The organism is Hahella sp. KA22 (genome assembly GCF_004135205.1).
Classification (GTDB): Bacteria; Pseudomonadota; Gammaproteobacteria; order Pseudomonadales; family Oleiphilaceae; genus Hahella.
Window position 1 is genome coordinate 860,085 of the sequence record NZ_CP035490.1, and the last position, 24,936, is coordinate 885,020.

Genomic DNA, 24,936 nt, shown 5'->3' on the forward strand with positions numbered 1-24,936 from the left:
GGCCAGCCGCGGGAGGCTGGGCCTGACATGTACAGGCCCAGCCGTTGCAGACAAATAGAAGGAAGCTATTTGCCTGCCTGATTAATAAAAGGAGCCTGTCCCGTGTCCGACCCCAACCCCTACCAATCGCCGTCCTCAGAAGTGATGGATGAATCCAATTCGCCCGGCGTACTGGGTCCACCGCAAAGCATGCCCGCCGGCTGTGGCTGGAGCTGGATTGCTGAAGGCTTTGCAATATTTCGCGCCGGTCCAGGGCCTTGGATGGGCATGATGATCGTGTACGTTCTGATCATGTTTGTGGTGGGGATTTTGCCTTTAATCTCCATTGTTCTGGTGAATATTCTGGCGCCTTTGCTGATGGCGGGTTTTATGATCGCCAGTCGCAGAGGCGCGACCTCGGGACGCATTGAGTTTGCCGATATGTTCGCCGCCGTGCAGGAAAAGTCGACGCCGTTGATTCTGTTCGGCCTCATCGTTTTGGGATTCTCCGCACTGATTATGATCATCTGTGGCGTATTGTTTTTTTCCTCGGTGGCGGACTCCATGGATGCGGCGCAGTTCGGCGGCGCGCCTGACGCCAAGTTCCTGCTGGCGGTTTTGATCTATCTGGGATTATTAATACCGCTGATGATGGGCGCCTGGTTCGCGCCGGCGCTGATCGTATTTCACGATCTGGGCCCCTGGGATGCGTTCACTACGAGTTTCAAAGGCTGCCTGGTGAATATCATTCCGTTTCTGCTGTATGGAATCATTTCTCTCATACTCATGATTCCGGCGATGATTCCTCTTCTTCTGGGAATGCTGGTGCTGGGGCAGACGCTGATCGGCTCGATCTACGCCGCCTACAAGGATATTTTTCTGGTCACCGAGCAATAGCGAACGGGCCTTGGACACCTAGGGTCTGATGCTGCGCAATAACGTCAGCAGGTCCGGCGCCAATTGCGCGTAGCTGGCTAACAGACCGGCGGCGTCCAGGGCGTCGGCTTTGCTGGCCAAGGCGTTCTCCTGCACCTGATCCACCAGTCGATGCAGATAGCGTTCTCCGCGCAAACGGTTCACGGCTATTTCCGATATCGGCGCCAACAGGGGGGCGATGGCGATGGCGGCGACCACGCCGGCGGCGGCTCCGCTCCAGGTCACCCAGGCGGGAGCGCCGGCCCATTGCACCCAGAGCGCGCCCCACCAGGATTGCTGCGCCAGATACAGGCTGCTCGCCATGGCGCTGCCGGTAGCGACGGCGCTGCCGAAAGTGGCTTGTCCCCCGAGACTTTTCCCCAGCGCGCCTATCAACAGAAATACCAGTAGATCGCGTCCGCCTTCCCGGGGGCCGCTCAGGGACTGCATACGCTGATTCAAAAACGACTGAATCTCCTGTTGGTGTCCCTGCATATGCGGCTGACGCATCAGCTCGCCGCATTCCTGCAGTTCCGGAATATGGCGCTCCATAAGACGTTGTATCTGGTTTTGCAAAGCGGGCAGTTGCAACAGTTCTTCGGTGATGATGCGCAACATCGCCTGTTCCTTGCCGGATAGCTCCGCCTGCGCCGCCGCCTTATTGCGGCGTATCAGCTTGCCGGCGACGCGGACCAGTCCCCGCGGCAGGCTCATCAGGTCCGCCGGGATATCGCGGCGATGGGTCCAGTGGCGCCGCAGAATGGCTTTGGTGGAGGACATATGCTCCGCGTATACCTGGGGAACGCGGGCATGGGCTTCAGTGAAGTGGCGCAGGAGCGTTTGTTCAATGTCCTGCTCAAGTTGATCTGTGGCGGTAGCGTCTGACACGGTGAGGGCGCTGCTCAAAGTAAATGGTTAATGCGCTCCCGATTTTACCCTATCGCGCCGCAAACCGGCATACTGCTTTGTTTTCCCCTATAGCCTCACGTTGGTCAACCAGATGTATTGGTAGGGGCGCAGGATAATCTGACCTACCCGATCCTCGAACGCCTGCTCGGAAATCAAATCGAACCACTGATCGGTGGAGATCAGGTTCAGCTCGGCCAGATTAATGGTTTGCGGCTGATCTGAAACGTTATGAATGGCGAAGATGCTTTGCATGCGATCCTGGCTTTGGCGCCAGAATGAGAACAGCGCATCCCCGGTATGCAGGGTGTATTGCGTGGCGTTGGGATGGAAGGCCTTTTGGCGTTTGCGGATGGCGATCAGCTTCTGCATGGCGGCGAACACTTTCGGATGATGTCCATCCCCTTGCAGCGCTTGCTCCAGATCCTGCTGACGCCAGATATGACGATTGATGGAGCGGAACTGACCGGTGTGCTCCACTCGCTCATAATCATTTTCCGTTCCGACCAGGCTATGAATGTAGAACGCGGGGACGCCTTCCAGCGCCAACATGATGGCGTGGGCGCAGAGGTAACGGGCGAAGCCTAGATGATCTGGGCCATGCTGCACGGTGCCGCTGAGCGCGTTCCACAGACTGATGTTGATCTCATAGAACTTGGGCTGGCCATCCGGACCGGTGCGGGCGCTGGCCTTGCCGCCGAACTTTTGCATGGTGGAGACCAGCGCATCCAGCTCCCATTCGCTCAGCAAACCCTCGGTCGGGCGCAACCCCACGCCGTCATGGGAAGCAATGAAGTTCAGATAAGTGGTTCCCTGTTGCGCCGGCGGCATGCTCATCAGCCACTTCTTCAGGTATTCGCAACTGCCGGTGACCAGACTGTTGATCAACAATGGCGGCAAGGAGAAGTTGTAGATCAGATGAGCTTCGTTGGCGTTGCCGAAATAGGTCAGATTTTCGTGGTTGGGAATATTGGTCTCGGTAATGATGACGGCGTCATGGGCGCGATGCTCGATCAGCAGGCGCAACAGCCGGATCATCTCATGCGTCTCCGGCAGGTTAATGCAGGAGGTTCCGGGGACTTTCCAGAGAAACGCCACCGCATCCAGCCGGAACCAGCGCACGCCTTTGTCCAGATACAGGCGTAGTATGCGCAAAAACTCCAGCAACACCTGCGGATTGCGGAAGTTCAGGTCGATCTGGTCATGACTGAAGGTGCACCAGACATGACGGACGCCGTCAGCCGTGGCGACTTCCCGCAGCAGCGGCGAGGTGCGCGGCCGCACCACCTGGGTTAAATCGGTATCGGGGGCGGCCTCCACAAAGTAATCCGCGCCGGGCGTCTGTCCCGCCTTGTAGTTCTCGAACCAGAGCGAACGGCTGGAGCAATGGTTGATGACCAGATCTCCCATCACCTTGAATTCACGGGTAAAGGCGGCGATATCTTCCCAATCGCCGAGGGCGGGATTCACGGTGGTGTAATCCATCACGCTGAAGCCGTCGTCGGAGCTATAAGGAAAAAACGGCAGAATATGCACGATGCTGATGCACTGGCGCAGTCGGCTGCGTAAAAACTCATGCAGGCTGTGCAGTGGCGGTTCGTTATCGCCACGAAGACTGTCGCCGTAAGTGATGAGAACGGTGTCTTCCTGCGACCAGGGATTACGATGTGGCTGCGGAGGCGGCGCATCGGGCTGCAAGCCGAATGTCTCCAGACACTCTTTGACGAAATTGAGCGCGTTGACGTCCGGGTACAGCGTTTTGATGTGCTCCATCAGGCGCTGCTCCAATTGAGTGAGCGAAGCGTGCTCCATCATTATGCGGTACTCCTGGTCAGAAAGAGATTCAACTGTATGGCGACGTATACAGCATAGTCTGTGACCGGGCGGCTTTGGCGTCTCCGCGACGACGGCAAAACCGCAGCGGGCGTTACTGTATGGCGAACTCCCGCATATCGGCGTCAACGGCGTCATAAAGGCGTGTCATTACACTGGGAAAGGCGCTGATGACCCGGTTCCAGGACGGGATGAACGGCGCTTCCATCGGATGCTCCAGAAAGTACTCGCCCGCCTTCATAATATTCTTGGCGAACAGTTCCACAGCTTGCTCTTCATGATGCACGTCGAGGGCCAGGCCATTGATTTCCGCGTCGTTGCGATAGGTCTCGACAAAATCCAGCGCAATGCGGAAATAGCAGGCCTTGATGGTGCGGAAAGTTTCCTGATTGAAGACGATGCCCTGGGTGGCCAGCTTGCGGAACAACGCTTTGGTGATGTCGATGGACATTTTCGACAGCCCGGTGTCGTCGTTGTCTGCGGACAGGTCCTGGTGCTTGTGGTCGTAAACGTCGGCGATATCCACCTGACACAGACGGTTGGTGGAGTAATTGCGCTTCATCTCGCTCAGGACGCCGATTTCCAGACCCCAGTCGCTGGGGATGCGAATGTCGTTGATCACGTCTTTGCGGAATGAGAACTCCCCCGCCAGGGGATAGCGGTAGCTGTCCAGATAGTCGAGGAAGTCCAGGTGGCCGAGTACTTTCTTGAGCGCTCGCAATAGCGGCGTCACCAGCAGGCGGCTCACGCGGCCATTGATTTTGCCGTTGGCCACGCGGGCGTAATAGCCCTTGCAGAACTCATAGTTGAAGTTGGGATTGGCCACAGGGTAAATCAGGCGCGCCAGCAATTCGCGGTCGTAGGTGACGATATCGCAGTCATGCAGGGCGACGGATTCACAGGCCCCGGACGCCAGCACGTAGCCAAGACAGAACCACACATTGCGACCCTTGCCAGGTTCTCGCGGCGACAGCGATTCCTGCTTCAGTTCCGCGTCAATGGCGCGCAGTCGGGGGCCGTCGTTCCAAAGTACCCGATGGCGTTGCGGCAATGCGGAGAAGAACTGCAGAGCTTCCCGGTATTGGCTTTCGTCCGCCCGATCCAGACCAATGATGATCTCTTCGAGATAAGGCACTTTGCACAAGTGCTCCAGAATGCGTGGCATGGCTTCGCCCTGCAGCTCTGAATAAAGGCAGGGAAGCACCAGCGCCAGAGGCCTGCGTTGAGAAAAGGCGACCAGTTCCCGTTCAATGTCCTCCAAGGGACGGCGGGACAGGTTGTGCAGGGTGGTTACTATGCCGTTCTGATAAAAATCGCCCATGCTTGATCCTCTTTATTGTCGGCGTGCGTACCCTGAATGAAGCCGGAACGCCGCAGCATTCCGGCGCAGGTTACGAACGCATGGATGGCGCGTTCAGCGACTGTTGCGACGCAAGCACCTGTTCTACGGCTTCGGCCCAGCCTTCGGGACCGAACTTCTTGGTCAGGATGCGCTCCTTGCGCTCCAGGGAGGGCGGCAGGTGCGAGGGAGAACGCACTACCACCGCAATATCCGCGGCGTTGAGCATGGCGATGTCATTATGGCTGTCGCCCAGGGCCATGCTGACCGGCGTTTCGCCGCAACGTTCGGCGTAAAGCTCTGTCAGCCACTGCATGGCGGTGGCTTTATTGAACTGCCCCATCACATGCAGGAAGCGGCCGCCGCGTAAAATTTGCAAACCAGTGTCATTAAGTTCGGCAGTGAACTGTTTTAATGCCGTTGGGCTGTCCTCCCAAACCAGCGGCTCCGTGAATTCGCGTTGCTTGGCGAGGGCCGCATCGGCCTTGGATAAACCGGTGAGCGACGCCACTGTTTCGGCGTCCATTTCGTAAAAGCTTTTGAATCCGTAGGAGCCTTTGAACTCCTGCAGCACGTCCAGAATATGTTGACGGCTCGGACCGAAGGTCTTGGCGTAAAACTCTTCGCTGACATGCGCGCCGCTAAAGGGCTCCTGGAACTGGGATTTCGGCAGATACACCGCGGCGCCATTCTCAACGATGAACGGGTCCTGGTGATGCAGCCTTTGGCGCAATGCGCGCAGTTCGGCGTAAGTTTTACTGGTGTTCCAGACGCAGGGAATGCGCCATTGCTTTAATTTGGCCAACGTGGGTAATGCTGAATCCGCAGCGTAGGTGTGGTGATCGAGCAGTGTGCCGTCCAGGTCGGTATAAATGATTAGCTGGCTCATATCGCTCCCACTGGGACTATCGTCCGGTTGATGTCGTTGTGAAGGTGTTTCTGCAAATCCGATACCAGCTTCCCGGCAGCATGCATGTTTCTCGCTTTCGTTCCTTGCTCGATCTGGTCTGGTATGGCATGACGGTGCGGAGAATCCCGGTTAGTGCGTTGGATGCGCCCTAAAAGCGGGCGCCAAAGGGGCGAAAGCGCCAGGGCGCCTTATTTTGGTGCGCACAACGAAAGAAAATCTGTTCACTTTTTTCTTTTACGCTTCCGGGCGGGTCGGCGCAACAGGATGGCGAGCCCTGGCGTGGACCTGCCTCTGAGAGGAATTCACACAATCAGCTACAAATTTCTGCATGTCATCCATATATAAATTAAGCTATAAGAAATGGATTAATAAATCAGCCATATGGAAAAGGCGCCTGCGGCGCGCGCGACGAAAAGCTTACATAAATCGTTAACGGTAAACGCATAGCTGAATCTCACGAAACATCCCGCCGGCAAGCGCCTGGGGCGCACGAACCGAAACAACGTCGATGGAAACGGCGAAAATCTCCATCTGCGCTTAACTGAATCGGGTACGCATGAAACACGAAATTAAGACGATCGAACTTCCCTGCGGCAAGCTTGAAGTGGGTATGTTCGTCAGCCAGTTGGATCGTCCCTGGCTGGATACGCCGTTTCCGTTACAAGGCTTTTTGCTGCGCACCCGGCGTGATATCGAATTACTGCAACAGTTTTGCGATTACGTTTATATCGATACGGTTAAAGGGCGCAAACCCAAGGGCGGCGTTTCGCCTTTGTCTGTAAACATCAAGGACTCCCTGCAACGCCGTCGCAAATTGTTGCCTGGCGTCAAGCTGCACAATTATGTGGATGTCGCGCCGCTGGAAGAAGAGATGCCAGTGGCCAAAGCGCTGTACAAAGATTTCAGCGCCAACGTCGCCTATCTGATGGATGAAATGAGTCGCGGCGCCTCCTTCCAGCTCAAGAAATTCCAGGCTTTGGTGGCGCCTATGGTGGAAAGCGTTATCCGCAACCCGGACGCCTGCGCCTTGATGGCCCGGATGAAGAATCAGGACTCATACGCCTACAAACACTCCATGAGCGTTTCCGTCTGGTGCGTCATCATGGGGCGCCAATTGGGTCTGTCACAGAAAGACCTGGAGGAACTGGCGGTCGGCGGGCTGTTATTGGATGTCGGCAAGCTGCAACTGCCGGCGGAGCTGTTGATGCAGGCGCGCCGCCTTGAGGACCATGAGTTCGAACTGATGAAAAGCCATGTGGCGCGTGGGCTGGAGACCGTGAAGAATATCGAGGGCGTCAGCCGCACCATATTGGCCATGGTGGAGAACCATCATGAGCGCCACAACGGCTCCGGTTACCCACGAGGCATGGCGGCGAACGCGATTCCCATCTACGCCCGCATTGCGTCTCTGGCGGATTGCTATGACGCCATCACCAGCCAACGGCCATACGCTCATCCTCTGCCTCCCTCTGAAGCGGTGCGCAAACTGTATGAATGGCGCAATGTGGAATTTCAGGCGGAACTGGTAGAAGAGTTTATCCAGGCGGTAGGCATTTACCCCGCGGGGACCCTGGTCGAGTTGACCGACGGACAAGTGGGTATCGTCATCGGAGAGTATCGCTCCAGACGCCTGCGACCCCGTTTGCTGATGTTGCTGGACGGCGAGAAAAACCTTTACGACGTCCCCAGAGAGCTCGACTTGCTGGATTGTCTGGAAACCAGCGCAGGGCAGCCGCTGCATATCGAGCGCAGCCTGGAGCCCGGCTCTTATGACATTGATCCTGAAACGCTCTATATCTAGATGGAGTCATCATGAGCGACGCCCTCAACACGACGACGCCGCAGCGCAGTGAGTTTCTGCAGGAACTGCGGCGCGCTGCGTCAGTGTTGCCGGAGGGACGTGTGCTGGGCGTCATTGTCTTCGACCTGCGGCGTTTGCTGAGGACCAACGAAATATATGGCGACGCGGTCGGCGATCACCTGTTTCAGGCCGTCGGCGAGCGTCTGCATAAACTCAGGGAAGGAAAAGGCCCGGTCTTTTGCGTGGGCGACGGACGCTTCGCCATTACAGTGCAGGCGGTCAGCGCGGCGATATTGCAACTGGCGGCGCAGCAAATGCTTAAGGTGCTGGAACAGCCCCTGGATATCGATAGTCACCGCCTTAGCGTGCATCTTACCTGTGGCGGCGCCAGTTACCCCGCTCATACCTCAAGACCGGAGACTTTGTTGACCTGTGCGGAGCAGGCGCTGTCTGGAGCCAAGTATCTGCGCGTGCGCTATATGGACTATAGCGACATGCCGGAAAGCCATCGGCTGGGAGACTGGAACATTGAAAGGGAAGTCATCCAGGCGATTGAGCAGAACTCACTGGAACTGTACTTCCAGCCTAAAATTCATATTCCCTCGCAATCCGTCGCCGGCGCTGAAGCGCTATTGCGGTGGCGCAGTCCGACCCGAGGATATGTGTCGCCGGAACTGTTTATTCCCTATATCGAAAACGCCGGTCTTTCCTATGAACTGCAGAAGTGGGTGCTCAATACCGCCTTGCGCCTGGGACGCGACTGGCTGGACCGCTATCCTGACTTCGCCCTGGCGGTGAATATCTCGCCGGAGTTCGTCTCCAATCCTGAACTGAGCAATCTGGTGTTGGGCGCGCTGGGCATATGGGACACCGAGCCGGAAAATCTGGTGCTGGAACTGACGGAAACTGTGTTGCTGTGGGAGCGCAGCCGCAGCATCGATAATCTGGAGTCGCTGAGGGTGACTGGCGTTTCAGTCGCGATTGACGATTTCGGCACGGGCTACTCTTCGCTGGAATACTTTAAAGATTTACCCGCCAACCAATTAAAAATCGATAAAGCGTTTGTCTTTCGCATGCTGGACCATCCTGCGGACGGCGATATGGTGGGCCTGATGATTCGTCTGGCGCATATCTTCGGCATGCAGGTGGTGGCGGAGGGCGTGGAGGACGCCGCCTCGTTGCATCGACTGGCGGCCATGGGCTGTGAGCAGGCGCAGGGCTATTATTTTTGCAAACCCATTCCCCGCGACGCGTTCACCGAATGGATGCAGGCGTTTGATCCGGCGCAGTATTTCCGCGAAGACGCCTAGCGCTTACGTGTGCATCCGCATCAGGCGCTCATCATTGTCAGCGCGGTGTCCAGCATACGGTGAGAAAAACCCCACTCGTTGTCATACCAGGCCAGCACCTTGACCATACCTTCATGGGACTGGGTATGGTTGGCGTCGAAAATGGCGGAGGCGGTGGAATGAGTGAAGTCGATGGAGACCAGCGGCTGGTCGTTGTACTCCAGAATTGGCGTCTCCCGGCTGGCCGCGAGCATCATGGCGTTGATCTCCTCGGCGCTGACATGGCGCGCCACCTTCAGAGACAAATCCAACAGGGACACATTGGCGGTGGGCACCCGCACCGCCATGCCGGTCAAACGGCCTTCCAGCCCCGGCAGCACCTTGCCAATGGCGCGCGCGGCGCCGGTGCGGGTGGGGATCATGGACAGCCCGGCGGCTCTGGCGCGGAACAGATCTTTCTTATGCGCCAGATCCAGCAGATGCTGGTCGTTGGTGTAGCTGTGAATGGTGGTCAGCACGCCTTGTTCGATGCCCAGGTTTTCATGCAGCACCATCGCCACCGGCGCCAGGCAGTTGGTGGTGCAGGAGGCGTTGGAGACGATGGCGTGGCGGGCTTCAAGCACATGCTCGTTGACGCCGTACACCACCGTGGCGTCGGCGTCTTCGGAAGGGGCCGAGATCAGCACTTTCGAAGCGCCGGCCATGATATGGGCTTCGGCTTTTTCCCGTTTGGTGAACCTGCCAGTGCATTCCAGCACCAGGTCCACGTTGGCCACCGCCCAGGGTAATTCCAGAGGGTCGCTGTGCTGCAGCATGGCGATGTCGTCGCCGGCGACGTGCAACAGTTCGCCACTGAGCCGCACGTCCTGATTGAATTTGCCATGAATGGAGTCGTAGCGCAGCAGGTGGGCGCAGGTCTCCCGATCCGCCAGATCGTTGATCGCCACCACCTGGATCATGTCCCGATATCCGGACTCATAGATAGCGCGTAGTACATTGCGTCCAATGCGACCGAAACCGTTGATGCCGACCCGTATCATATTAAACCCCTTCGCATGGCCTTTTTATGGCGGTCGCCCCTGGTGTTGTCCGTTAACAGTGTGACTAGGTTAAGTCTTTGATCCGTTTGCACATTGACGCCAAGAGCAGACTACCAAGTTTATTTGCATAAAATTAAGTATAGAGCCTGCGCGAAAGTTCGTTATTTCAGGCCGTTAAAGGAACATGGTTGGCGGCGGATGTTTAGCGCGCAGGCGCGCGTGGGCCTCCTGTAAGCGGTCCAGATGCGTCTCCCTCAGCTCTGGCTGCTGTTGCTGATCCGACTGACTGGCCAGCACCAACAAATGCTCTTTGATTTCCTCTGCGGTCGCCTTGGTTTCCGGGTGCATTTCATGCAGAGGCGGCGCCGGCGCGCGCCGCAGTCGCACATGGCGCTCACCATTGAGAGTGGGCGCGGGTTTGCGGTCGTCCAGTTCGTACAGGTGCACCACATTCAATGCGCAATCGGGCACGGCGATGAAATTGCCGGCGCCATGGAGAAGAAAAGGCATCCACAACTGTCCAGTGCCGGGTTCGGCTCCCAGACCCGCATAGCTGCAGATAAACTGACCGTCCGGAGTAAACACCTTGAGGGCCCGGTTGACCAGATCGTTCACCACCAGGTGGCCGTTGACGTAATGCACGCCGGTGGGCAACAGAAAATGATCGCCGGTATCGCCATACCCCGCCTCGCCAAAAGCGCCGACGTAGGCGCCGTCCGCCTCGAAAATCTGAATGCGGTTGTTGAACTGATCGCTGACATAGACGCGCCCTTGTTCATCCAGAGTCACGTCGCTGGGGGAGTGAAATTCTCCTGGTCCGGCGCCAAGACGACCGAAAGTGCGAACATGGCCCACAATGCCGTGACTGTCGATACGCCATTGTGAAATCCGATGATTGCCCGAATCCGCGATATAGATGTCTCCCTGCGGCGATACCGCCATGCCCATAGGTTTTGATAACTCCCAGGGATCGTCGCCGGGCCCGCCGAAGAAGGTGTAAAGCGTCAGATCGTTGATGAATGGGTTGTATTGCAGGATGGAGATAAAGCCGCTCAGGTAGTTGCCGAGCAGCAGCAGGGGAGCGTCTGCGTCGATTTGACCGGGCAGAGGCTGTGGCGGCTGGTAAATATCTACGCCCAGCATGCCGGCGAACATGGCGTAACTGATCTGCTCAGGAATTTCCACTTGTTCGTTGAGGTCGGAATGCAGCACCGTGCGCGGCACGGCGTTCATCATCCAAACGCCCACATCCGGATCTTCCCGGACATTGAGAGCGGAACGCCACCACATCTGACAGGCGTCCCAGTAATGAAACCACCATTGCGCGGACATCTGCGCCGGCCAGAACGGAGAAGAGGCGTCAATTTGTGGTGAGGTTATCCGGGGTTTGTCCACCATCGCCACGGAGGTCACATAGTAAAACTGGCCCGGGTTACTACGCGGGTTGCCGGCCTGGGCGATGAAGGTGGGGGTATCCAGACCGGGAATCAGATCTTTGGGATCGAGCAGATAGACTGTCGCCAGAATGGGGTCGGACACCAGCAGTCGATTGGTTTTGCCCGGCACGGCGGTGACCTGGATAGGGACGAAGAAGCCGTGCATGGAGTCCAGCGGCTGCCCCTCGCGATCAAAGACGCCAATCTGATATTCGCCGCTGCCGGGAATATACAGACGTCCGTGGGCCACCGAGACATCCCGGGCGACACCAAGGCCAGTGAGTTCGCTGCGCCCGTTAGCGGCGAACGGAACGCCTTTGCCCTGCAGATCGCAACGAAGCACGTTGGCGTGGCCGGTGTTGGCGATGTACAGGCGGCCTTCGTCATCAGAGCTAAGACCTTGCGGCCACAGCAACGTCAACGGTTCTCCGTCGCAGTCGATACGCTGAATGTCGTGGCTGAATTCGCCGCTTTCAGTGAAAATGGCGATACGGCTGTCACCCTCGCTGTTGGCGTAAAATTCATCCGCTACGCAGAGATGACCGTCAATAAAAGTCAGTCCATTCGGTCCCACCAGGGGTTCTTTCTGTTTATCCCCAAATACATTGACCACATCCAGCTGCAGGTCCTTACGATATGCGATGACCTGGATACGACGATTGGCCAGATCCGACGCATACATGAGCGCTTTTGTGGGATGCGGGCACAGGCGGAAGGGCATGTTGAAACGGCCGGGTTCTTTGCCTGGTCCCCCGAAAACCGCCAACACCTCGCTGAGGTAAGGGTTCATAATCACCAGGCGATTATTGCCAGTGTCTGCGATCCAGACGCGTCGGTGACGATCCACCGCCAGACCGACTGGCGAGTTGAAGGTGAACTCAGGATGGGTGGCGAGAACGAAAGGCGTGGCGGCGGTTGCGGCGGTTTCAGTATGACCAAGCGAAGAGCGATAACTCAGCAGCATGACGGGCTCCCTTTCTGACTGAGCGATACAGTCGGTTTCCATCCTGGCGGCCTGATCTGCAAATCACATCACGGCGGCGGCAGAAACCATTTTCCCTCTGCGACCAGCTCATGCAGCGCGTTTTCCAGATCGTTGAGCAACATGGCGGCGTGATTGCGTTTCTTGCTCACGACGAAGCGCGCGTCCAGGGAGGACAAACGCTTGCGATGCAGGTCTTGAACTGGCTGTTTCTTCAGCTCCAGCCGCATAGGTCCATCATAGTTTAGTAGATAATCACAGCGTTTCACTTTGAGCATGCCGATGGCCTGGGCATGGTTGAAAGCAGAGCAATCACGGATGCGGTTGACCGGGTCACGGAGAAAACTGATGGCGCCGCCGTAACTGAATCCATGCAGCAGGACCACGCTCTCCCCCACCAGATCTTCAACGCGGTTAATGACCTTCTTGTCGCCCTGCCAATAGGCGTTGAGTTCGATCCGGGCGACGATGGAGTCGCCGACCAGGGTGGCGTCAGTAAATTCCGGCAAGGTGGAGAGTCCGATCCAAAGATCAATTTTGCCGTCCGCCAGCTCAATAGCCATGCGCCGGGTAGGACGGGAGACGGCGCGCCAGGAATACTTTTTTTTCTCCATCAGCATACGCGCGAGATCAATCAGGTAGCCTTCCGGCTTACCCTCGTCATTGGTAAAGAAAACAGGTGGGAACTCGATGTAACCGACGACGACTTCTTTATCTTCCGCGAGCAGATCGTGAATGTCGACATCAGCAAGAGAGGGCGACGAGAAGATCCACGTCAGGGCTCCTGAAAGCAACAACGTAAACAGACGGTGAAAGGTGTTCAAGATGACTCACATTGAATGCATAAGCGTTCAGCCGACGCTCGGCCTTTATTCCTTCAAAACGCAGGAGAGAATCCTGCAGCGAAAGTCCTGTTCGCAGTCGTCAATGCGATAGTGTCAGCCGAACGGAATGCGAGTTCCGGCGGCTGATGCGGGCGTGTGACCCTTCTGACGGTCTGCCTGAACAATGCTATAAAGCATAGCATTGTTGCGGGCAAACAATAGCGGCGGATTAGCCGTCGGATTTTTCAGCTTTGACTGACAGCAGCTCAACTTCGAACAACAAGGTTTCGTTCGGGCCGATGCGACCGTTGCCGCCAGGGCCGTAAGCCAGTTTGGCGGGGATGAAAAGCTGCCACTTGGCGCCGGGCTTCATCAACTGCAGCGCTTCGGTCCAGCCAGGAATCACGCCGTTAACAGGGAAGGATACAGGCTCGCCGCGTTGTACGGAGCTGTCGAATACTTCGCCGTTGATCAGGCTGCCGGTGTAATGAACTTCAACGGTGTCTTGCGCTTTGGGGCTGTCGCCTTCGCCGGCTTTCAGCACTTTGTACTGCAGGCCGCTGTCAGTGGTGACAATGCCTTCTTTCTTAGCGTTATCGGCCAGGAAGGTGTCGCCTTTCTTGGCGTTTTCCTCAGCCATCTTCTCGAACTGCTCCATTTGCTTCTTCTGCATGGCCTGCTGATATTGCTGAACCTGCGCAGAGATCTCTTCGTCGGTCATCATGGAAGGCTTGCCGGCGTATGCGTCGGCGACGCCTTTGGTGAAGCTCTCGATATCCAGCTCAGGCATGGAGTCCGCCAGACGACGACCGAACATTTGACCGAAGCTGTAGCCGGTTTTCTGTGCGTCGTTAGTGAGCTTTTCCGTTTCCGCATGGACTGCGACAGGCAATGATAACGCCACAGCGCATAGCAGACCGCTCATGCTGGCTAACGCTTTTTTCATAATTATTCCTCAAAAAAATTAGATGGATTGGCAGTATAAAGCGCTTTAAGGTACAGCTTTTTGGCGCCCTGCGCTAGGGGATGTCAACGCCGGGATATGGCAGTATCCCGGGCCTGGTTCACAGTTCTAACCGCCGTTGACTTGCTGCAACTGCTTGTTGCGTTCATTCATGAGGTCGCGCACCGCCTTGGCTTCATCCATGATGTTCAGCGCGCGTTCGAAACTGAGGGTGTCTTTGTTTTCCGCCTCCTCCAGAGTCTTGCGCGTCTCGGGAGGCAAGCCGTCGCGGGGAGATCCGGTGGCGACCTGGCGCTCTTCCTTCTTCTCCGTGGGCACGGACTGAATAATATTGGTTTTGTTGCTGACGCTGATCACGTCCACATTGACGCCTTCGGGGGGCGGGGCGTCGCTGTACTGCAGCACGCCGTCAGCGTCGCGCCATTTGTAGACCTGACGCACTACTTCCTGTTCCGGCAGCTTTTTGTCCATGGTCATCAGTGTTGGCGTCTCGGTTCCTTCCGGTAAGGGCAGCCGCCACATGGGCGAACCTGTCTTATCTTTAATAAAAAAGGGCAGGGCGAGGGCGACCCCAAGCGAGGCCAATGTCAGAAATCGAAAAATCCACTTCAAAGGTTTACATCTCCATGACCAGATTTGCGGCCACTAAGTTCAATTGCGCCTGATTCACTTCCTGCGCGTCATTGAGACGGGAGAAGTAATCAAGCAGATTGCGACGGCAAAGAGCAACCGTCTCCACCGCTTCCTGCGGCGCTGATAAATCCTCTTTCCCCGTACCTGATAGTAAAGCATAAATAAGCGATATTTCGTAGCGTTCAGCCGCCAGTTCCAACTGGAGAATGCGCCGTCTGAGAGCATTCTGGCGGCTGTCTTGTTTGTTCAGCGCGTTGCGTGAGGTTCGCAGTGGAAGAACAATTTCTGCGCGCCAGGAATCGATGGCGTTGAAATCGCTGGCGGGGTTAAAGCGACGTTGACGTAAGGCGAGCCAGCCGCAGGCGAGCAGCAGGTTCACGTCGGCGTCAAACTGATTTTGCCATTGCAGACAGATTGCCTGAGTTTGCGGGTTGGCATAACGCGCCAGAGCATAATCCCAAAGTGGATTGTTCAGTGGGAGCGGGCCGCCTTGAATCGGGTTTTTGGAGGCCTTGGACTCTGGCCTGTCAGAGGCGTTTTCGCTCATAGAAAACTCTTTAATGAATCGATGGCAAGCGTGTTAAAATCCGCCGCCATGTTAAGTCTAAATCAGTTATCGATCCAACGTTCCGGCCAGTATCTGCTGGAAAACGCCACTGTCACCGTTACGGCGCGCAGCCGCGTCGCTATTGTCGGCCCTAACGGTTGCGGTAAATCTACTTTGTTCAGCCTTATATTGGGGGAAATTGGCTCCGATTCGGGAGACATTTCCTTTCCCGGCGGAACCCGTATCTCCCACATGGCTCAGGAGACGCCCGCGCTGGATTGCTCCGCGCTGGACTTTGTCCTCGACGGCGATAAGCGACTGCGTCAGTTGCAGGCCGAATTGGCGCTGGCGGAGCAGGCGGACGATGGCGTCGCCACTGCGCGCCTGCACCATGAGCTTGACCTGATCGACGGCTACAGCGCCGAAGTGCGCGCACGTCGCCTGCTGGAAGGTCTGGGCTTCCCCACTCACTGGCACTCGCGTACGGTTGGAGAGTTTTCCGGAGGCTGGCGAATTCGACTGAACCTGGCGCAGGCGCTGATGTGTCCATCCGAACTGTTGCTGCTGGACGAACCTACCAACCACTTGGACCTGGACGCTCTGGTCTGGCTGGAAAACTGGTTGCTTCGCTATCAGGGGACGTTGTTGTTTATTTCCCACGACCGGGACTTCATCGACCACCTGGCGACCCACGTGCTGCATTATGATCAGCGCTCATTGGTGCTTTACGCCGGGGGCTATAGTCAGTTCGAAGAAGCGCGAGCAATGCGGCTGGCGCAACAGCAAGCCCTGTATGTGAAGCAGCAGGCCCGTATCGCTGAAATCCAGTCTTTTGTACGGCGCTTTGGCGCTAAAGCCACCAAGGCGAAGCAAGCGCAGAGCCGATTGAAAGAACTGGAGCGTATGGAGCTGATCGCAGCGGCGCACGTGGATTCGCCGTTCAGCTTTTCTCTACCGTGCAGCGATAAGATTTCCAGTCCGTTGCTGGTGGTCGATGACGGCGGCTTGGGTTATGGCTCCGAGCCCGTTTTACAGCATGTAAATCTGACGCTGTTGCCCGGCGCTCGATTAGGCGTGCTCGGCGCTAACGGCGAGGGTAAATCGACCCTGATCAAAACGCTGGCGGGACAATTGCCGTTGATTTCCGGCCGCAGAACAGGCGGTGAACATTTAAGGATCGGTTACTTCGCGCAGCATCAACTGGAAGCGTTGGACCCAGGCGCTACGCCGATGCAGCACCTGCAAAAAGTCAGGCCGCAGGCGTCGGAGCAGGAAATTCGTAATTTCCTGGGCGGGTTCGGTTTCCCCGGCGAGCAGGCGGCGGGCGACATCAAGAACTTTTCCGGCGGCGAGCGGGCGCGTCTGGCGCTGGCGTTGATCGCCTGGAACAAACCCAACCTGTTATTGCTCGACGAACCCACCAACCACCTGGACCTGGATATGCGCCACGCTCTGAACATGGCGCTGCAGGAATACCCTGGCGCGGTCATCGTTGTTTCTCACGATCGTCACCTGTTGCGGGCGATGGCGGACCAGTTCGTCTGGGTGCATGGCGGCCGTATGGAGCCCTATAACGGCTCTTTGGAAGACTACGAAAAAGAATTGTTGAGCCGGTTGCGCGCGAATCAGCCGGAAGCGGCGAAGAGCGATGACGCTACAGATGCCGAAATGCAGGAAAGTGCGGAAGATCGTAAGCGGCGAAAGCGAGAAGAAGCGGAAAAAAGGCAGCGTTTAAGCCCGTTGCGGAAAAAAATAGCTACACTGGAAGCTGAGATAGAAAAGTTGCAGGGCAAACTGCAGGAAATTGAAGCGCAATTAGGTAAAGGAGATCTTTACGAGGATCAAAACAAGGAACAACTGAAGGCGCTTCTGGAATCCCAGCGAGTGAACCGCCAAACTCTGACCGAGGCGGAAGAAATCTGGCTGGAGCTAAATGAGGAGTTGGAAGGACTGCTCTGATCGGCCTATCTCTCTATGCGTATATATGCCTATAGACCGCTTCGCCGCTACGGAGTTTAGTTAGAGTCCTTGCAACCACGATAATCACAATATATTCGCAAGGAGTATTCCCATGAAACTGTGGAAACGCACCCTGACCGGGCTGGCAGTCGGCCTGTGTCTCTCCTCCGCTCTTCAAGCCGCTGAAACCATCAAAATCGCCATCGCAGGACCCCAATCCGGGTCGGTCGCCCAATACGGCGAGATGCAGTTTAACGGCGTGCACGCAGCCATTGACCTGATCAACAAAGCAGGAGGCGTCAAGGGCAAAATGCTGGAAGCAGTTGAATATGACGACGCTTGCGAACCCAAGCAGGCTGTGGCGGTCGCCAACAAAGTCGTCAACGATGGCGTGCAGTATGTGGTCGGACATTTGTGCTCCGGTTCCACTCAACCCGCCACCGATGTCTACGAAGACGAAGGCATTTTGGCGGTGACCTGCTCCACTAACCCTTCAATCACCGAGCGCGGCTTCCGCTACATTTTCCGCACCATCGGTCTGGACTCTGCGCAAGGGCCCACCGCCGGTAAATATATCGCAGAACACCTTAAGCCCAAGCGCGTGGCGGTGATTCACGACAAACAGCAATACGGCGAGGGCATCGCCAGCTCTGTAAAAAGCACGCTGGAAAGCATGGGCGTTAATGTTGTTGCGTTTGAAGGCGTCACCGCTGGCGATAAAGACTTCTCCTCCCTGATTGCGAAGCTGAAAAAAGAGAACGTGGATCTGGTTTACTACGGTGGTTATCACCCAGAGCTGGGTCTGATTCTGAGACAAAGCAGCGACGCGGGCTTCAAGCCTCAGTTCATGGGACCTGAAGCGGTCGGCAACAAAGAGATCTCTTCTATCGCCGGCCCGGCTTCCGAAGGTTTGATTGTAACCCTGCCCGCCAGATACGACCTGAATGCGAATAACGCAGATGTCGTGGCGTTGATGAAATCCAAAGGGCAAGATCCTACCGGACCATTCGTATGGACCAGCGTAGCCGCGGTGCAGTCACTGGTTGCCGCGATGAACAAAGTGGGTGAGGGCGATACAGAGAAAGTCGCCGATTACCTGCGCGAAAATACCATTGATACAGCAATGGGTCCTCTGACCTGGGATGACAAAGGCGACCTCGAAGGCTTTGAGTTCGGTTTGTTTACCTGGCATCAGGACGGCACTTCCACGCCGCTGTAACCATTGAATAAGAGGGGCGCTATTTTGCGCCCCTTTTTTGCTCTCTATTTATTACTTTTTAATCCATCAGCAAGTGTTTTCTTTTCAACGCTGAACACATTGCTGGCAGGCTGGCCCCAGGTTCAGCTGTCCTCTTCCCTGAACTCCATATCAATGCCGAATTTGGTAAGCAGGCCTTTCTCCGCTTCCAGGTCAGCGCTGGTCAGCGGGCGGGATTGCAGCCAGTCTTTCGGAAAAATCAGCGTTAACGATCTTTTGTTCGCTTTCACTTTGACGGAGTCCAGTACTTCGCAGTTGCGTGAGTGCTGCAGGACCACCGCAAGTCGCAACGCTACGGCTAATTGCTTCAAGGGATCAGCATCTTCCAACGCGTATTCATCAAAAACGGTATCCAGAATTTTCCGACGGTGAACGCGAATCAGCATCGCCAGCGATTGCTGGGTCTGCCGGGAAAATCCCGCCAGGTCGGAATAGCGAATCAGGTAAGCGCCGTGCTTATGGAATTGAGTGTGAGAGATAGCCAGGCCGACTTCATGCAGGCGCGACGCCCAACGCAGTAGTTCAGTCAGTTCCTCGTTGGGTAATTTCCACTGCTCCGCGAGCTGTTTCCATAGCGCTACGGCGGTCCCCTCGACGGCGGCGGCATGCTCGCGGTCGATATGATAACGTTCCTGCAAGCTGTTGATGGTGCGCTCGCGCACGTCCTCATGATGGATGCGGCCGATCATGTCGTACAGTAAACCTTCGCGCAGGGCTCCGTCGCAGAACTCCATTTCCTCGATTTGCAGCACATCGAACGCCGCCATCAATATCGCCAGCCCCGCTGGGAAAATCGACAGCCGGTCTTTGCGAACGCCCAGCTTGGTAAGCTGGCTGATTTTACCCAGACGTACGACTTCGTCTTTGAGTTTAACCAGGCCGTCCGGAGTGATTTTGTGCATTCCCCACTGGTTGTGCGTGAGTACTTGCTCAATGGCCTTGATGGAGCCTGAGGAGCCGACGCAATGATGCCAGCCAACGCTGCGATAGCGGTTGCGTATGTTGAGCAGCTCACGGGAGGCTTCTACAAAGGCGCGGGCGAATTGCAGTTGAGTGATCTTACCGTCGCCGAAAAAGCGATCCCGGTAAGACACGCACCCCATGTGCAAACTTTCCAGCTCTTTGGTTTCAAAGCGCTGACCGATGATGAATTCGGTACTGCCGCCGCCGATATCGATGACCAGCCGGTTGTCGGCGTCGTCGGAAAGTGAGTGGGCGACGCCGAGGTAAATGAGTCGCGCTTCTTCCCGTCCGCTTATCACTGAAATGGGGTGGCCGATAAGTTTTTCCGCCCTGCGTATGAAGGCGCGGGCGTTTTTCGCTACCCGTAATGCATTGGTGCCTACAATCTGCACTGCGCCGCGGGGCATGCCGCTGATGCGCTGCGCGAAACGCTCCAGACAGGCTAACGCCCGATGCTGGGAGGCTTCGTCGAGGAAGTTACGTGCGTCCAGACCTGCTGCAAGCTGGACTTTTTCGCCTAGTTTCTCCAGCGGCCGGATTTCATTGTGAACCAGCTGGGCGACGACCATATGGAAACTGTTCGAGCCCATATCGATGGCGGCGATCAGCTCAGGAGAAGAAGGCGCCGGAGAGACGGCGTCCGCCGGGGTGGTGGATGATATTGTCATGAACTCTCTTGAAATCCTTGCGCTAAACCTTATATTTAGGAAATCTCGTTTTAGATTGTCAACTTGCTTGCTGAATTAGTCGACCTAAGCGGTCAATTTTCAGTTGTACTGATTGCTCCAATATTAAGGTCAGCCGACCGAAATAAGCCGGCGGAGAATGGAACCACTTCTTTCACAGGACGTCAAAGTCATTTTCCTAACCGGATTTTAAGGTTATTTTTACCAGGCCCACCTTATATAGTAGTCGGTAAAAGCATTCACCTCTTAGCCAGGATTAAATAATGAGCAGCCGAATTGTTAACGTAACTGATGACTCTTTTGAAAGTGAAGTCTTGAAGGCCGATGGCCCCGTGCTGGTGGATTACTGGGCTGAGTGGTGCGGTCCCTGTAAGATGATTGCGCCGGTATTGGAAGAGATCGCGGAAGAATATGGCGATCGTCTGAAAATCTGCAAACTGAACATCGACGAAAATGAAAAGACTCCGCCCAAGTTCAGTATCCGTGGTATTCCAACGCTGATGTTATTCAAAAATGGCGCTGTAGATGCGACCAAAGTAGGCGCTCTATCCAAGTCCCAGCTGACGGCTTTCCTGGACAGCAACCTTTAATATACGCCTTCTCTGAGCGGGGGTCTGACCCCTGCTCAAAATGCGCGTAATTTTCTGGACGAAGGCTATAATTCAACCTATACTGATTTTGCTTTCAACTTTTTGGCGATAGTCCTCCTTTCGCTGATTAATAAGTAAAACGATAAACTCTTCCATCTATAACCTAACCCTCTCCAATCAGGTCAACTGTTTTTCGATCCTATGAATCTTACTGAATTAAAAAAGAAACCCGTTCCTGAGTTATTGACCATCGCCGAAGAAATGGGCCTGGAAAATATGGCTCGCTCCCGCAAGCAGGATGTGATTTTCAGTATTTTGAAAAAGCACGCCAAAAGCGGCGAAGACATCTACGGCGATGGCGTTCTGGAAATCCTGCAGGATGGCTTCGGCTTCTTGCGTTCCGCGGATAGTTCCTACTTGGCCGGCCCTGACGACATCTACGTCTCACCCAGTCAAATCCGCCGTTTCAACCTCAGAACAGGCGATACAATCGCCGGTAAGATTCGACCGCCGAAAGACGGCGAGCGTTATTTCGCACTGTTGAAAGTCAATGAAATCAACTTCGACAAACCTGAAAACGCCCGCAACAAAATCCTGTTTGAAAACCTGACGCCTCTGTTCCCACAGGAAAGACTGCGTCTGGAGGCCGGCAACGGCAGTACGGAAGATTTATCAGCGCGTATTCTGGATTTGGTCGCGCCAATCGGTAAAGGGCAGCGCGGTTTGATCGTATCGCCGCCGAAAGCCGGTAAGACCCTCCTTATGCAGAACATCGCCCAGTCCATCACCCGCAACAATCCCGAAACCCATCTAATGGTTCTGCTGATCGACGAACGCCCTGAAGAGGTGACCGAGATGCAGCGCACCGTACGTGGTGAAGTGGTTGCGAGCACCTTCGACGAGCCGCCGGCCCGTCACGTTCAGGTTGCTGAGATGGTTATCGAAAAAGCCAAGCGTCTGGTTGAGCATAAAAAAGACGTAGTGATCCTGTTGGACTCCATCACTCGTCTGGCGCGCGCTTACAACACTATTATCCCGTCCTCCGGCAAAGTACTGACCGGTGGTGTGGACGCCCATGCGCTGGAACGTCCCAAGCGCTTTTTCGGCGCTGCGCGGAATGTCGAGGAAGGCGGCAGCCTGACCATCGTCGCGACGGCGTTGATTGACACTGGCTCCAAAATGGACGAAGTGATTTACGAAGAGTTCAAGGGCACCGGTAACCTGGAAGTGCACTTGGACCGTAGAATTTCTGAAAAACGCGTCTTCCCTGCGATTAACATCCGTCGTTCCGGCACTCGTCGTGAAGAGCTGCTGATGTCTGAGGAAGAGCTGCAAAGAGTGTGGATTCTGCGCAAGCTGCTGCATTCTATGGAAGACGATATCGCCGCGGTGGAGTTCCTGCTTGATAAGTTGAAGGACACCAAGACCAACGACGAATTCTTCCAGGCCATGAAAAAGCGCTAAGCGCATGGCTGACCTGAGATGAGTTTAAGCCCCTGTCGCCCACCGGCGCAGGGGTTTTCTTTTATCCGCCGCGCCTATATTGTGCGCCTATGAATCCATCGATCCCAGCCTGTCTATATCGAATCTTATGAGTCTGCAATACCGAGATCTGCGAGACTTCATCCGTATATTGGAACAACGCGGTGAGCTGAAACGCATTACTGCGGAAGTCGACCCCCATCTGGAAATGACCGAAATCTGTGACCGTACGCTACGGCGTGAAGGTCCTGCTTTGTTGTTTGAAAATCCCCGCGGCTACTCAATCCCTGTTCTTGGCAACCTGTTTGGTACGCCTGGGCGCGTAGCTTTGGGCATGGGCGCGGAAAGCGTTGAGAGTTTGCGGGAAATTGGCAAGCTATTGGCCTTTCTGAAAGAGCCGGAGCCGCCCAAGGGGCTACGGGATGCCTGGAGCAAGCTGCCGATCTTCAAGCAAGTAATGAATATGGGGCCGAAAGAAGTCAGCTCTGCACCTTGTCAGGAAGTGATTATTGAAGGTGATGACGTAGACCTCTATCAATATCCGATTCAAACCTGCTGGCCGGGGGACGCGGGTCCGTTGGTGACCTGGCCGTTGGTGATCACGCGCGGGCCCAACAAGACGCGCCAGAACCTGGGGATCTATCGTCAGCAATTGTTTGGGCGCAACAAACTGATTATGCGCTGGCTATCCCATCGAGGCGGCGCGCTCGACTACCGCGAGTGGCGGGAAGCGCATCCCATGGAGCCGTTCCCGGTCGCAGTGGCTTTAGGCGCTGATCCGGCGACAATTCTGGGCGCAGTGACGCCGGTGCCGGATACACTGTCAGAGTACGCCTTCGCGGGCTTATTGCGAGGCAATAAGACCGAGGTGGTGCGTTGTATCGGTAGCGATCTGCAAGCGCCCGCCAGCGCGGAGATTGTGCTGGAGGGAGTGATTCATCCGGGAGAAATGGCGCCGGAAGGTCCCTTTGGCGATCACACAGGTTACTACAACGAGGTGGATCGTTTTCCTGTGTTCACCGTTGAGCGCATTACGCAGCGGAAAAAGCCGATTTATCACAGTACCTATACTGGACGTCCGCCAGATGAGCCTGCGGTATTGGGCGTCGCTCTGAACGAGGTGTTCGTGCCAATTTTGCAGAAACAGTTTCCGGAAATTGTCGATTTCTATCTGCCGCCGGAAGGCTGCTCTTATCGCATGGCGGTAGTGACCATGAAGAAGCAGTATCCCGGTCACGCTAAACGGGTAATGATGGGCGTCTGGTCGTTTCTGCGACAATTCATGTACACCAAGTTTGTGATCGTCACGGATGATGACGTCAACGCCCGTGACTGGAAAGACGTTATCTGGGCGATTACCACGCGCATGGACCCTGCGCGGGACACCGTCATGGTGGAGAATACGCCTATTGATTATCTGGACTTTGCTTCGCCAGTATCAGGATTGGGGTCAAAAATGGGCTTGGACGCTACTAATAAATGGCCCGGCGAGACGCAGCGTGAATGGGGACGCACCATTCAGATGGATGCGGAGGTCAAAGCGCGTGTCGATGACCTCTGGTCGCAGCTGGGAATTGATTGAGGGTCTGCAGATGCATCATCGCCTGCGCTTCCAACCTTCCGGTCATGAGTTTGACGCGGGTGAAGGGGAGACGATATTGGCGGCGGCATTGCGACAGGGATACAAGATTCCTCATGCGTGTGATAATGGCGTTTGCCATATCTGTGCGGCGAAACTGCTAAATGGAAAGGTTGCGGGCGGCGCTGGAGAATCAGGGCGTCGGCGCCTGGGCGCGGATGAAGTTCTATTATGTAAGGCGACGCCTGCGGGCGATTGTGAGTTTGAATTAAGACGGATTTGGGGACCAAACGAATTGGAAACAAAAACACTGGCGTTTCAAATCAAGGCGGTCACTGCGCTGTCTGACGATGTATACCAAGTGCAATTGCTGGCTCCTGCTGGCGCATTGCCGGAATTCTTCGCCGGACAATACCTGGAGCTATTGGCTCCTGGGGTCGAGGCGGCTTTCTTTTCCATTGCGAATGCGCCAGGAACCAGGGAAGTTGAGCTGCACATCCAGGTTCACCAGGAGAGTCACAACGCTCTGTTGATCTATCAATACCTGACCTCAGAGTCCGTGGTGCGCGCCCGTTTGCCGTTGGGGAAGTGTTTCATCTCCGGCGTTCCCGATATGGATGTCACTCTAATCGCCGCAGGCACCGGGTTTGCGCAAATCAAGTCCATCGTTGAATATCTGCTGGCGCAAGGGTTTGACCGTAAGCTGTCGATATATTGGGGCGTAAGACAGTCGCAGGAGATGTATGCCCGCGCTCTGCCTGAGGCCTGGGCCGAACGCTATGAGAATATCTCTTTCACGCCAGTGATGGCGGATAACCGCGATAACGAATGGCAGGGTCATCATGCCGAACTGGTGCGAGCGGTGCTGGCCGAGCGACGGCATTGGGACAACAGTCTGGTTTATGTGAGCGGCTCGCCGACGATGGTGTATACCGCAATGGATGCGCTGGCTCCATTGGGCCTACCCAATGAGCAGTTCTTTTCAGATGTGCTGGAGTATGCGCCCAGGGGCTGACGCCCC

Annotated in this window: 20 protein-coding genes; 9 read left to right on the forward strand and 11 right to left on the reverse strand. The window is 55.8% G+C overall.

Annotation, left to right across the window (positions count from 1 at the left end):
• Nucleotides 1-102 precede the first annotated feature (102 nt).
• A complete protein-coding gene (locus tag EUZ85_RS03795; RefSeq protein WP_129498711.1) occupies nucleotides 103-876 on the forward strand; it encodes a BPSS1780 family membrane protein in 774 nt (257 codons plus the stop codon).
• An 18-nt stretch (nucleotides 877-894) separates the two neighbouring features.
• Here EUZ85_RS03795 and EUZ85_RS03800 read toward each other — a convergent pair whose 3' ends face one another.
• From EUZ85_RS03800 to EUZ85_RS03815, 4 genes are all read right to left on the reverse strand, one after another.
• Entirely contained in the window at nucleotides 895-1,782 is an 888-nt protein-coding gene (locus EUZ85_RS03800) for a hypothetical protein (RefSeq protein ID WP_127967998.1), read from the reverse strand.
• Between the two features lie 87 nt (nucleotides 1,783-1,869).
• Nucleotides 1,870-3,612, reverse strand: a complete 1,743-nt coding sequence (locus EUZ85_RS03805; protein WP_127974394.1) for a sugar phosphorylase — start codon at nucleotides 3,610-3,612, stop codon at nucleotides 1,870-1,872.
• A gap of 115 nt (nucleotides 3,613-3,727) precedes the next feature.
• Nucleotides 3,728-4,954, reverse strand: a complete 1,227-nt coding sequence (locus EUZ85_RS03810; protein ID WP_127967999.1) for a glycosyl transferase — start codon at nucleotides 4,952-4,954, stop codon at nucleotides 3,728-3,730.
• 70 nt (nucleotides 4,955-5,024) lie between these two features.
• A complete protein-coding gene (locus EUZ85_RS03815) occupies nucleotides 5,025-5,861 on the reverse strand; it encodes a mannosyl-3-phosphoglycerate phosphatase (protein WP_127968000.1) in 837 nt (278 codons plus the stop codon).
• A gap of 577 nt (nucleotides 5,862-6,438) precedes the next feature.
• Here EUZ85_RS03815 and EUZ85_RS03820 point away from each other — a divergent pair.
• Together EUZ85_RS03820 and EUZ85_RS03825 are read left to right on the forward strand one after the other, a co-directional pair.
• The gene (locus tag EUZ85_RS03820) at nucleotides 6,439-7,683 is read left to right on the forward strand and encodes an HD-GYP domain-containing protein (protein WP_127968001.1); all 1,245 of its coding nucleotides are present in this window, start codon (nucleotides 6,439-6,441) and stop codon (nucleotides 7,681-7,683) included.
• Nucleotides 7,684-7,694: 11 nt separating this feature from the next.
• A complete protein-coding gene (locus EUZ85_RS03825) occupies nucleotides 7,695-8,993 on the forward strand; it encodes a bifunctional diguanylate cyclase/phosphodiesterase (RefSeq protein ID WP_127968002.1) in 1,299 nt (432 codons plus the stop codon).
• A gap of 20 nt (nucleotides 8,994-9,013) precedes the next feature.
• Here the strand turns inward: EUZ85_RS03825 and gap are convergent, their stop codons facing one another.
• From gap to EUZ85_RS03855, 6 genes are all read right to left on the reverse strand, one after another.
• Nucleotides 9,014-10,012: a type I glyceraldehyde-3-phosphate dehydrogenase gene (gene gap, locus EUZ85_RS03830; RefSeq protein ID WP_127968003.1), complete on the reverse strand. Its 999-nt coding sequence runs from the start codon at nucleotides 10,010-10,012 to the stop codon at nucleotides 9,014-9,016.
• Nucleotides 10,013-10,186: 174 nt separating this feature from the next.
• Nucleotides 10,187-12,454 carry an NHL repeat-containing protein gene (locus tag EUZ85_RS03835; RefSeq protein ID WP_127968004.1) on the reverse strand — a complete coding sequence of 756 codons (2,268 nt, stop codon included), beginning with the start codon at nucleotides 12,452-12,454 and terminating at the stop codon, nucleotides 10,187-10,189.
• A 26-nt stretch (nucleotides 12,455-12,480) separates the two neighbouring features.
• Nucleotides 12,481-13,254: an ABC transporter substrate-binding protein gene (locus EUZ85_RS03840; protein ID WP_164887174.1), complete on the reverse strand. Its 774-nt coding sequence runs from the start codon at nucleotides 13,252-13,254 to the stop codon at nucleotides 12,481-12,483.
• A gap of 229 nt (nucleotides 13,255-13,483) precedes the next feature.
• On the reverse strand, nucleotides 13,484-14,200 hold the full coding sequence (locus tag EUZ85_RS03845) for an FKBP-type peptidyl-prolyl cis-trans isomerase (protein ID WP_127968006.1): 717 nt from the start codon (nucleotides 14,198-14,200) through the stop codon (nucleotides 13,484-13,486).
• A gap of 126 nt (nucleotides 14,201-14,326) precedes the next feature.
• Complete coding sequence (locus EUZ85_RS03850; RefSeq protein ID WP_241566945.1) at nucleotides 14,327-14,830, reverse strand: DUF4124 domain-containing protein; 504 nt, start codon at nucleotides 14,828-14,830, stop codon at nucleotides 14,327-14,329.
• 4 nt (nucleotides 14,831-14,834) lie between these two features.
• Entirely contained in the window at nucleotides 14,835-15,398 is a 564-nt protein-coding gene (locus tag EUZ85_RS03855) for a TIGR02444 family protein (RefSeq protein ID WP_127968007.1), read from the reverse strand.
• 48 nt (nucleotides 15,399-15,446) lie between these two features.
• Here EUZ85_RS03855 and EUZ85_RS03860 point away from each other — a divergent pair, with 48 nt between their 5' ends.
• Together EUZ85_RS03860 and EUZ85_RS03865 are read left to right on the forward strand one after the other, a co-directional pair.
• Entirely contained in the window at nucleotides 15,447-17,357 is a 1,911-nt protein-coding gene (locus tag EUZ85_RS03860; protein WP_127974396.1) for an ABC-F family ATP-binding cassette domain-containing protein, read from the forward strand.
• 112 nt (nucleotides 17,358-17,469) lie between these two features.
• Nucleotides 17,470-18,576, forward strand: a complete 1,107-nt coding sequence (locus EUZ85_RS03865) for a branched-chain amino acid ABC transporter substrate-binding protein (protein WP_127968008.1) — start codon at nucleotides 17,470-17,472, stop codon at nucleotides 18,574-18,576.
• 122 nt (nucleotides 18,577-18,698) lie between these two features.
• Here the strand turns inward: EUZ85_RS03865 and ppx are convergent, their stop codons facing one another.
• Nucleotides 18,699-20,246 carry an exopolyphosphatase gene (gene ppx / locus EUZ85_RS03870; protein WP_206617991.1) on the reverse strand — a complete coding sequence of 516 codons (1,548 nt, stop codon included), beginning with the start codon at nucleotides 20,244-20,246 and terminating at the stop codon, nucleotides 18,699-18,701.
• Nucleotides 20,247-20,527: 281 nt separating this feature from the next.
• Between ppx and trxA the strand changes: the two genes are divergently transcribed.
• The 4 genes from trxA (at nucleotide 20,528) to EUZ85_RS03890 (ending at nucleotide 24,930) form a co-directional block, all read left to right on the forward strand.
• Nucleotides 20,528-20,854, forward strand: a complete 327-nt coding sequence (gene trxA / locus EUZ85_RS03875) for a thioredoxin TrxA (RefSeq protein WP_011394274.1) — start codon at nucleotides 20,528-20,530, stop codon at nucleotides 20,852-20,854.
• Between the two features lie 201 nt (nucleotides 20,855-21,055).
• Complete coding sequence (rho, locus tag EUZ85_RS03880; protein ID WP_011394275.1) at nucleotides 21,056-22,318, forward strand: transcription termination factor Rho; 1,263 nt, start codon at nucleotides 21,056-21,058, stop codon at nucleotides 22,316-22,318.
• Between the two features lie 133 nt (nucleotides 22,319-22,451).
• Complete coding sequence (ubiD, locus tag EUZ85_RS03885; protein ID WP_127974398.1) at nucleotides 22,452-23,918, forward strand: 4-hydroxy-3-polyprenylbenzoate decarboxylase; 1,467 nt, start codon at nucleotides 22,452-22,454, stop codon at nucleotides 23,916-23,918.
• Entirely contained in the window at nucleotides 23,887-24,930 is a 1,044-nt protein-coding gene (locus tag EUZ85_RS03890) for a 2Fe-2S iron-sulfur cluster-binding protein (protein WP_241567076.1), read from the forward strand. Before ubiD ends, EUZ85_RS03890 begins: the two co-directional genes overlap by 32 nt.
• Nucleotides 24,931-24,936: the final 6 nt, after the last annotated feature.

What these genes read in the sequence shown, in the direction of transcription:
- EUZ85_RS03805 (WP_127974394.1), bottom strand. Translation starts at nt 3,612, where the DNA reads ATGGAGCACGCTTCGCTCACTCAATTGGAGCAGCGCCTGATGGAGCAC.
- EUZ85_RS03810 (WP_127967999.1), bottom strand. Translation starts at nt 4,954, where the DNA reads ATGGGCGATTTTTATCAGAACGGCATAGTAACCACCCTGCACAACCTG.
- EUZ85_RS03815 (WP_127968000.1), bottom strand. Translation starts at nt 5,861, where the DNA reads ATGAGCCAGCTAATCATTTATACCGACCTGGACGGCACACTGCTCGAT.
- EUZ85_RS03820 (WP_127968001.1), top strand. Translation starts at nt 6,439, where the DNA reads ATGAAACACGAAATTAAGACGATCGAACTTCCCTGCGGCAAGCTTGAA.
- EUZ85_RS03825 (WP_127968002.1), top strand. Translation starts at nt 7,695, where the DNA reads ATGAGCGACGCCCTCAACACGACGACGCCGCAGCGCAGTGAGTTTCTG.
- gap (WP_127968003.1), bottom strand. Translation starts at nt 10,012, where the DNA reads ATGATACGGGTCGGCATCAACGGTTTCGGTCGCATTGGACGCAATGTA.
- EUZ85_RS03835 (WP_127968004.1), bottom strand. Translation starts at nt 12,454, where the DNA reads ATGGAAACCGACTGTATCGCTCAGTCAGAAAGGGAGCCCGTCATGCTG.
- EUZ85_RS03845 (WP_127968006.1), bottom strand. Translation starts at nt 14,200, where the DNA reads ATGAAAAAAGCGTTAGCCAGCATGAGCGGTCTGCTATGCGCTGTGGCG.
- EUZ85_RS03855 (WP_127968007.1), bottom strand. Translation starts at nt 15,398, where the DNA reads ATGAGCGAAAACGCCTCTGACAGGCCAGAGTCCAAGGCCTCCAAAAAC.
- EUZ85_RS03860 (WP_127974396.1), top strand. Translation starts at nt 15,447, where the DNA reads ATGTTAAGTCTAAATCAGTTATCGATCCAACGTTCCGGCCAGTATCTG.
- EUZ85_RS03865 (WP_127968008.1), top strand. Translation starts at nt 17,470, where the DNA reads ATGAAACTGTGGAAACGCACCCTGACCGGGCTGGCAGTCGGCCTGTGT.
- ppx (WP_206617991.1), bottom strand. Translation starts at nt 20,246, where the DNA reads ATGACAATATCATCCACCACCCCGGCGGACGCCGTCTCTCCGGCGCCT.
- trxA (WP_011394274.1), top strand. Translation starts at nt 20,528, where the DNA reads ATGAGCAGCCGAATTGTTAACGTAACTGATGACTCTTTTGAAAGTGAA.
- rho (WP_011394275.1), top strand. Translation starts at nt 21,056, where the DNA reads ATGAATCTTACTGAATTAAAAAAGAAACCCGTTCCTGAGTTATTGACC.
- EUZ85_RS03890 (WP_241567076.1), top strand. Translation starts at nt 23,887, where the DNA reads ATGACCTCTGGTCGCAGCTGGGAATTGATTGAGGGTCTGCAGATGCAT.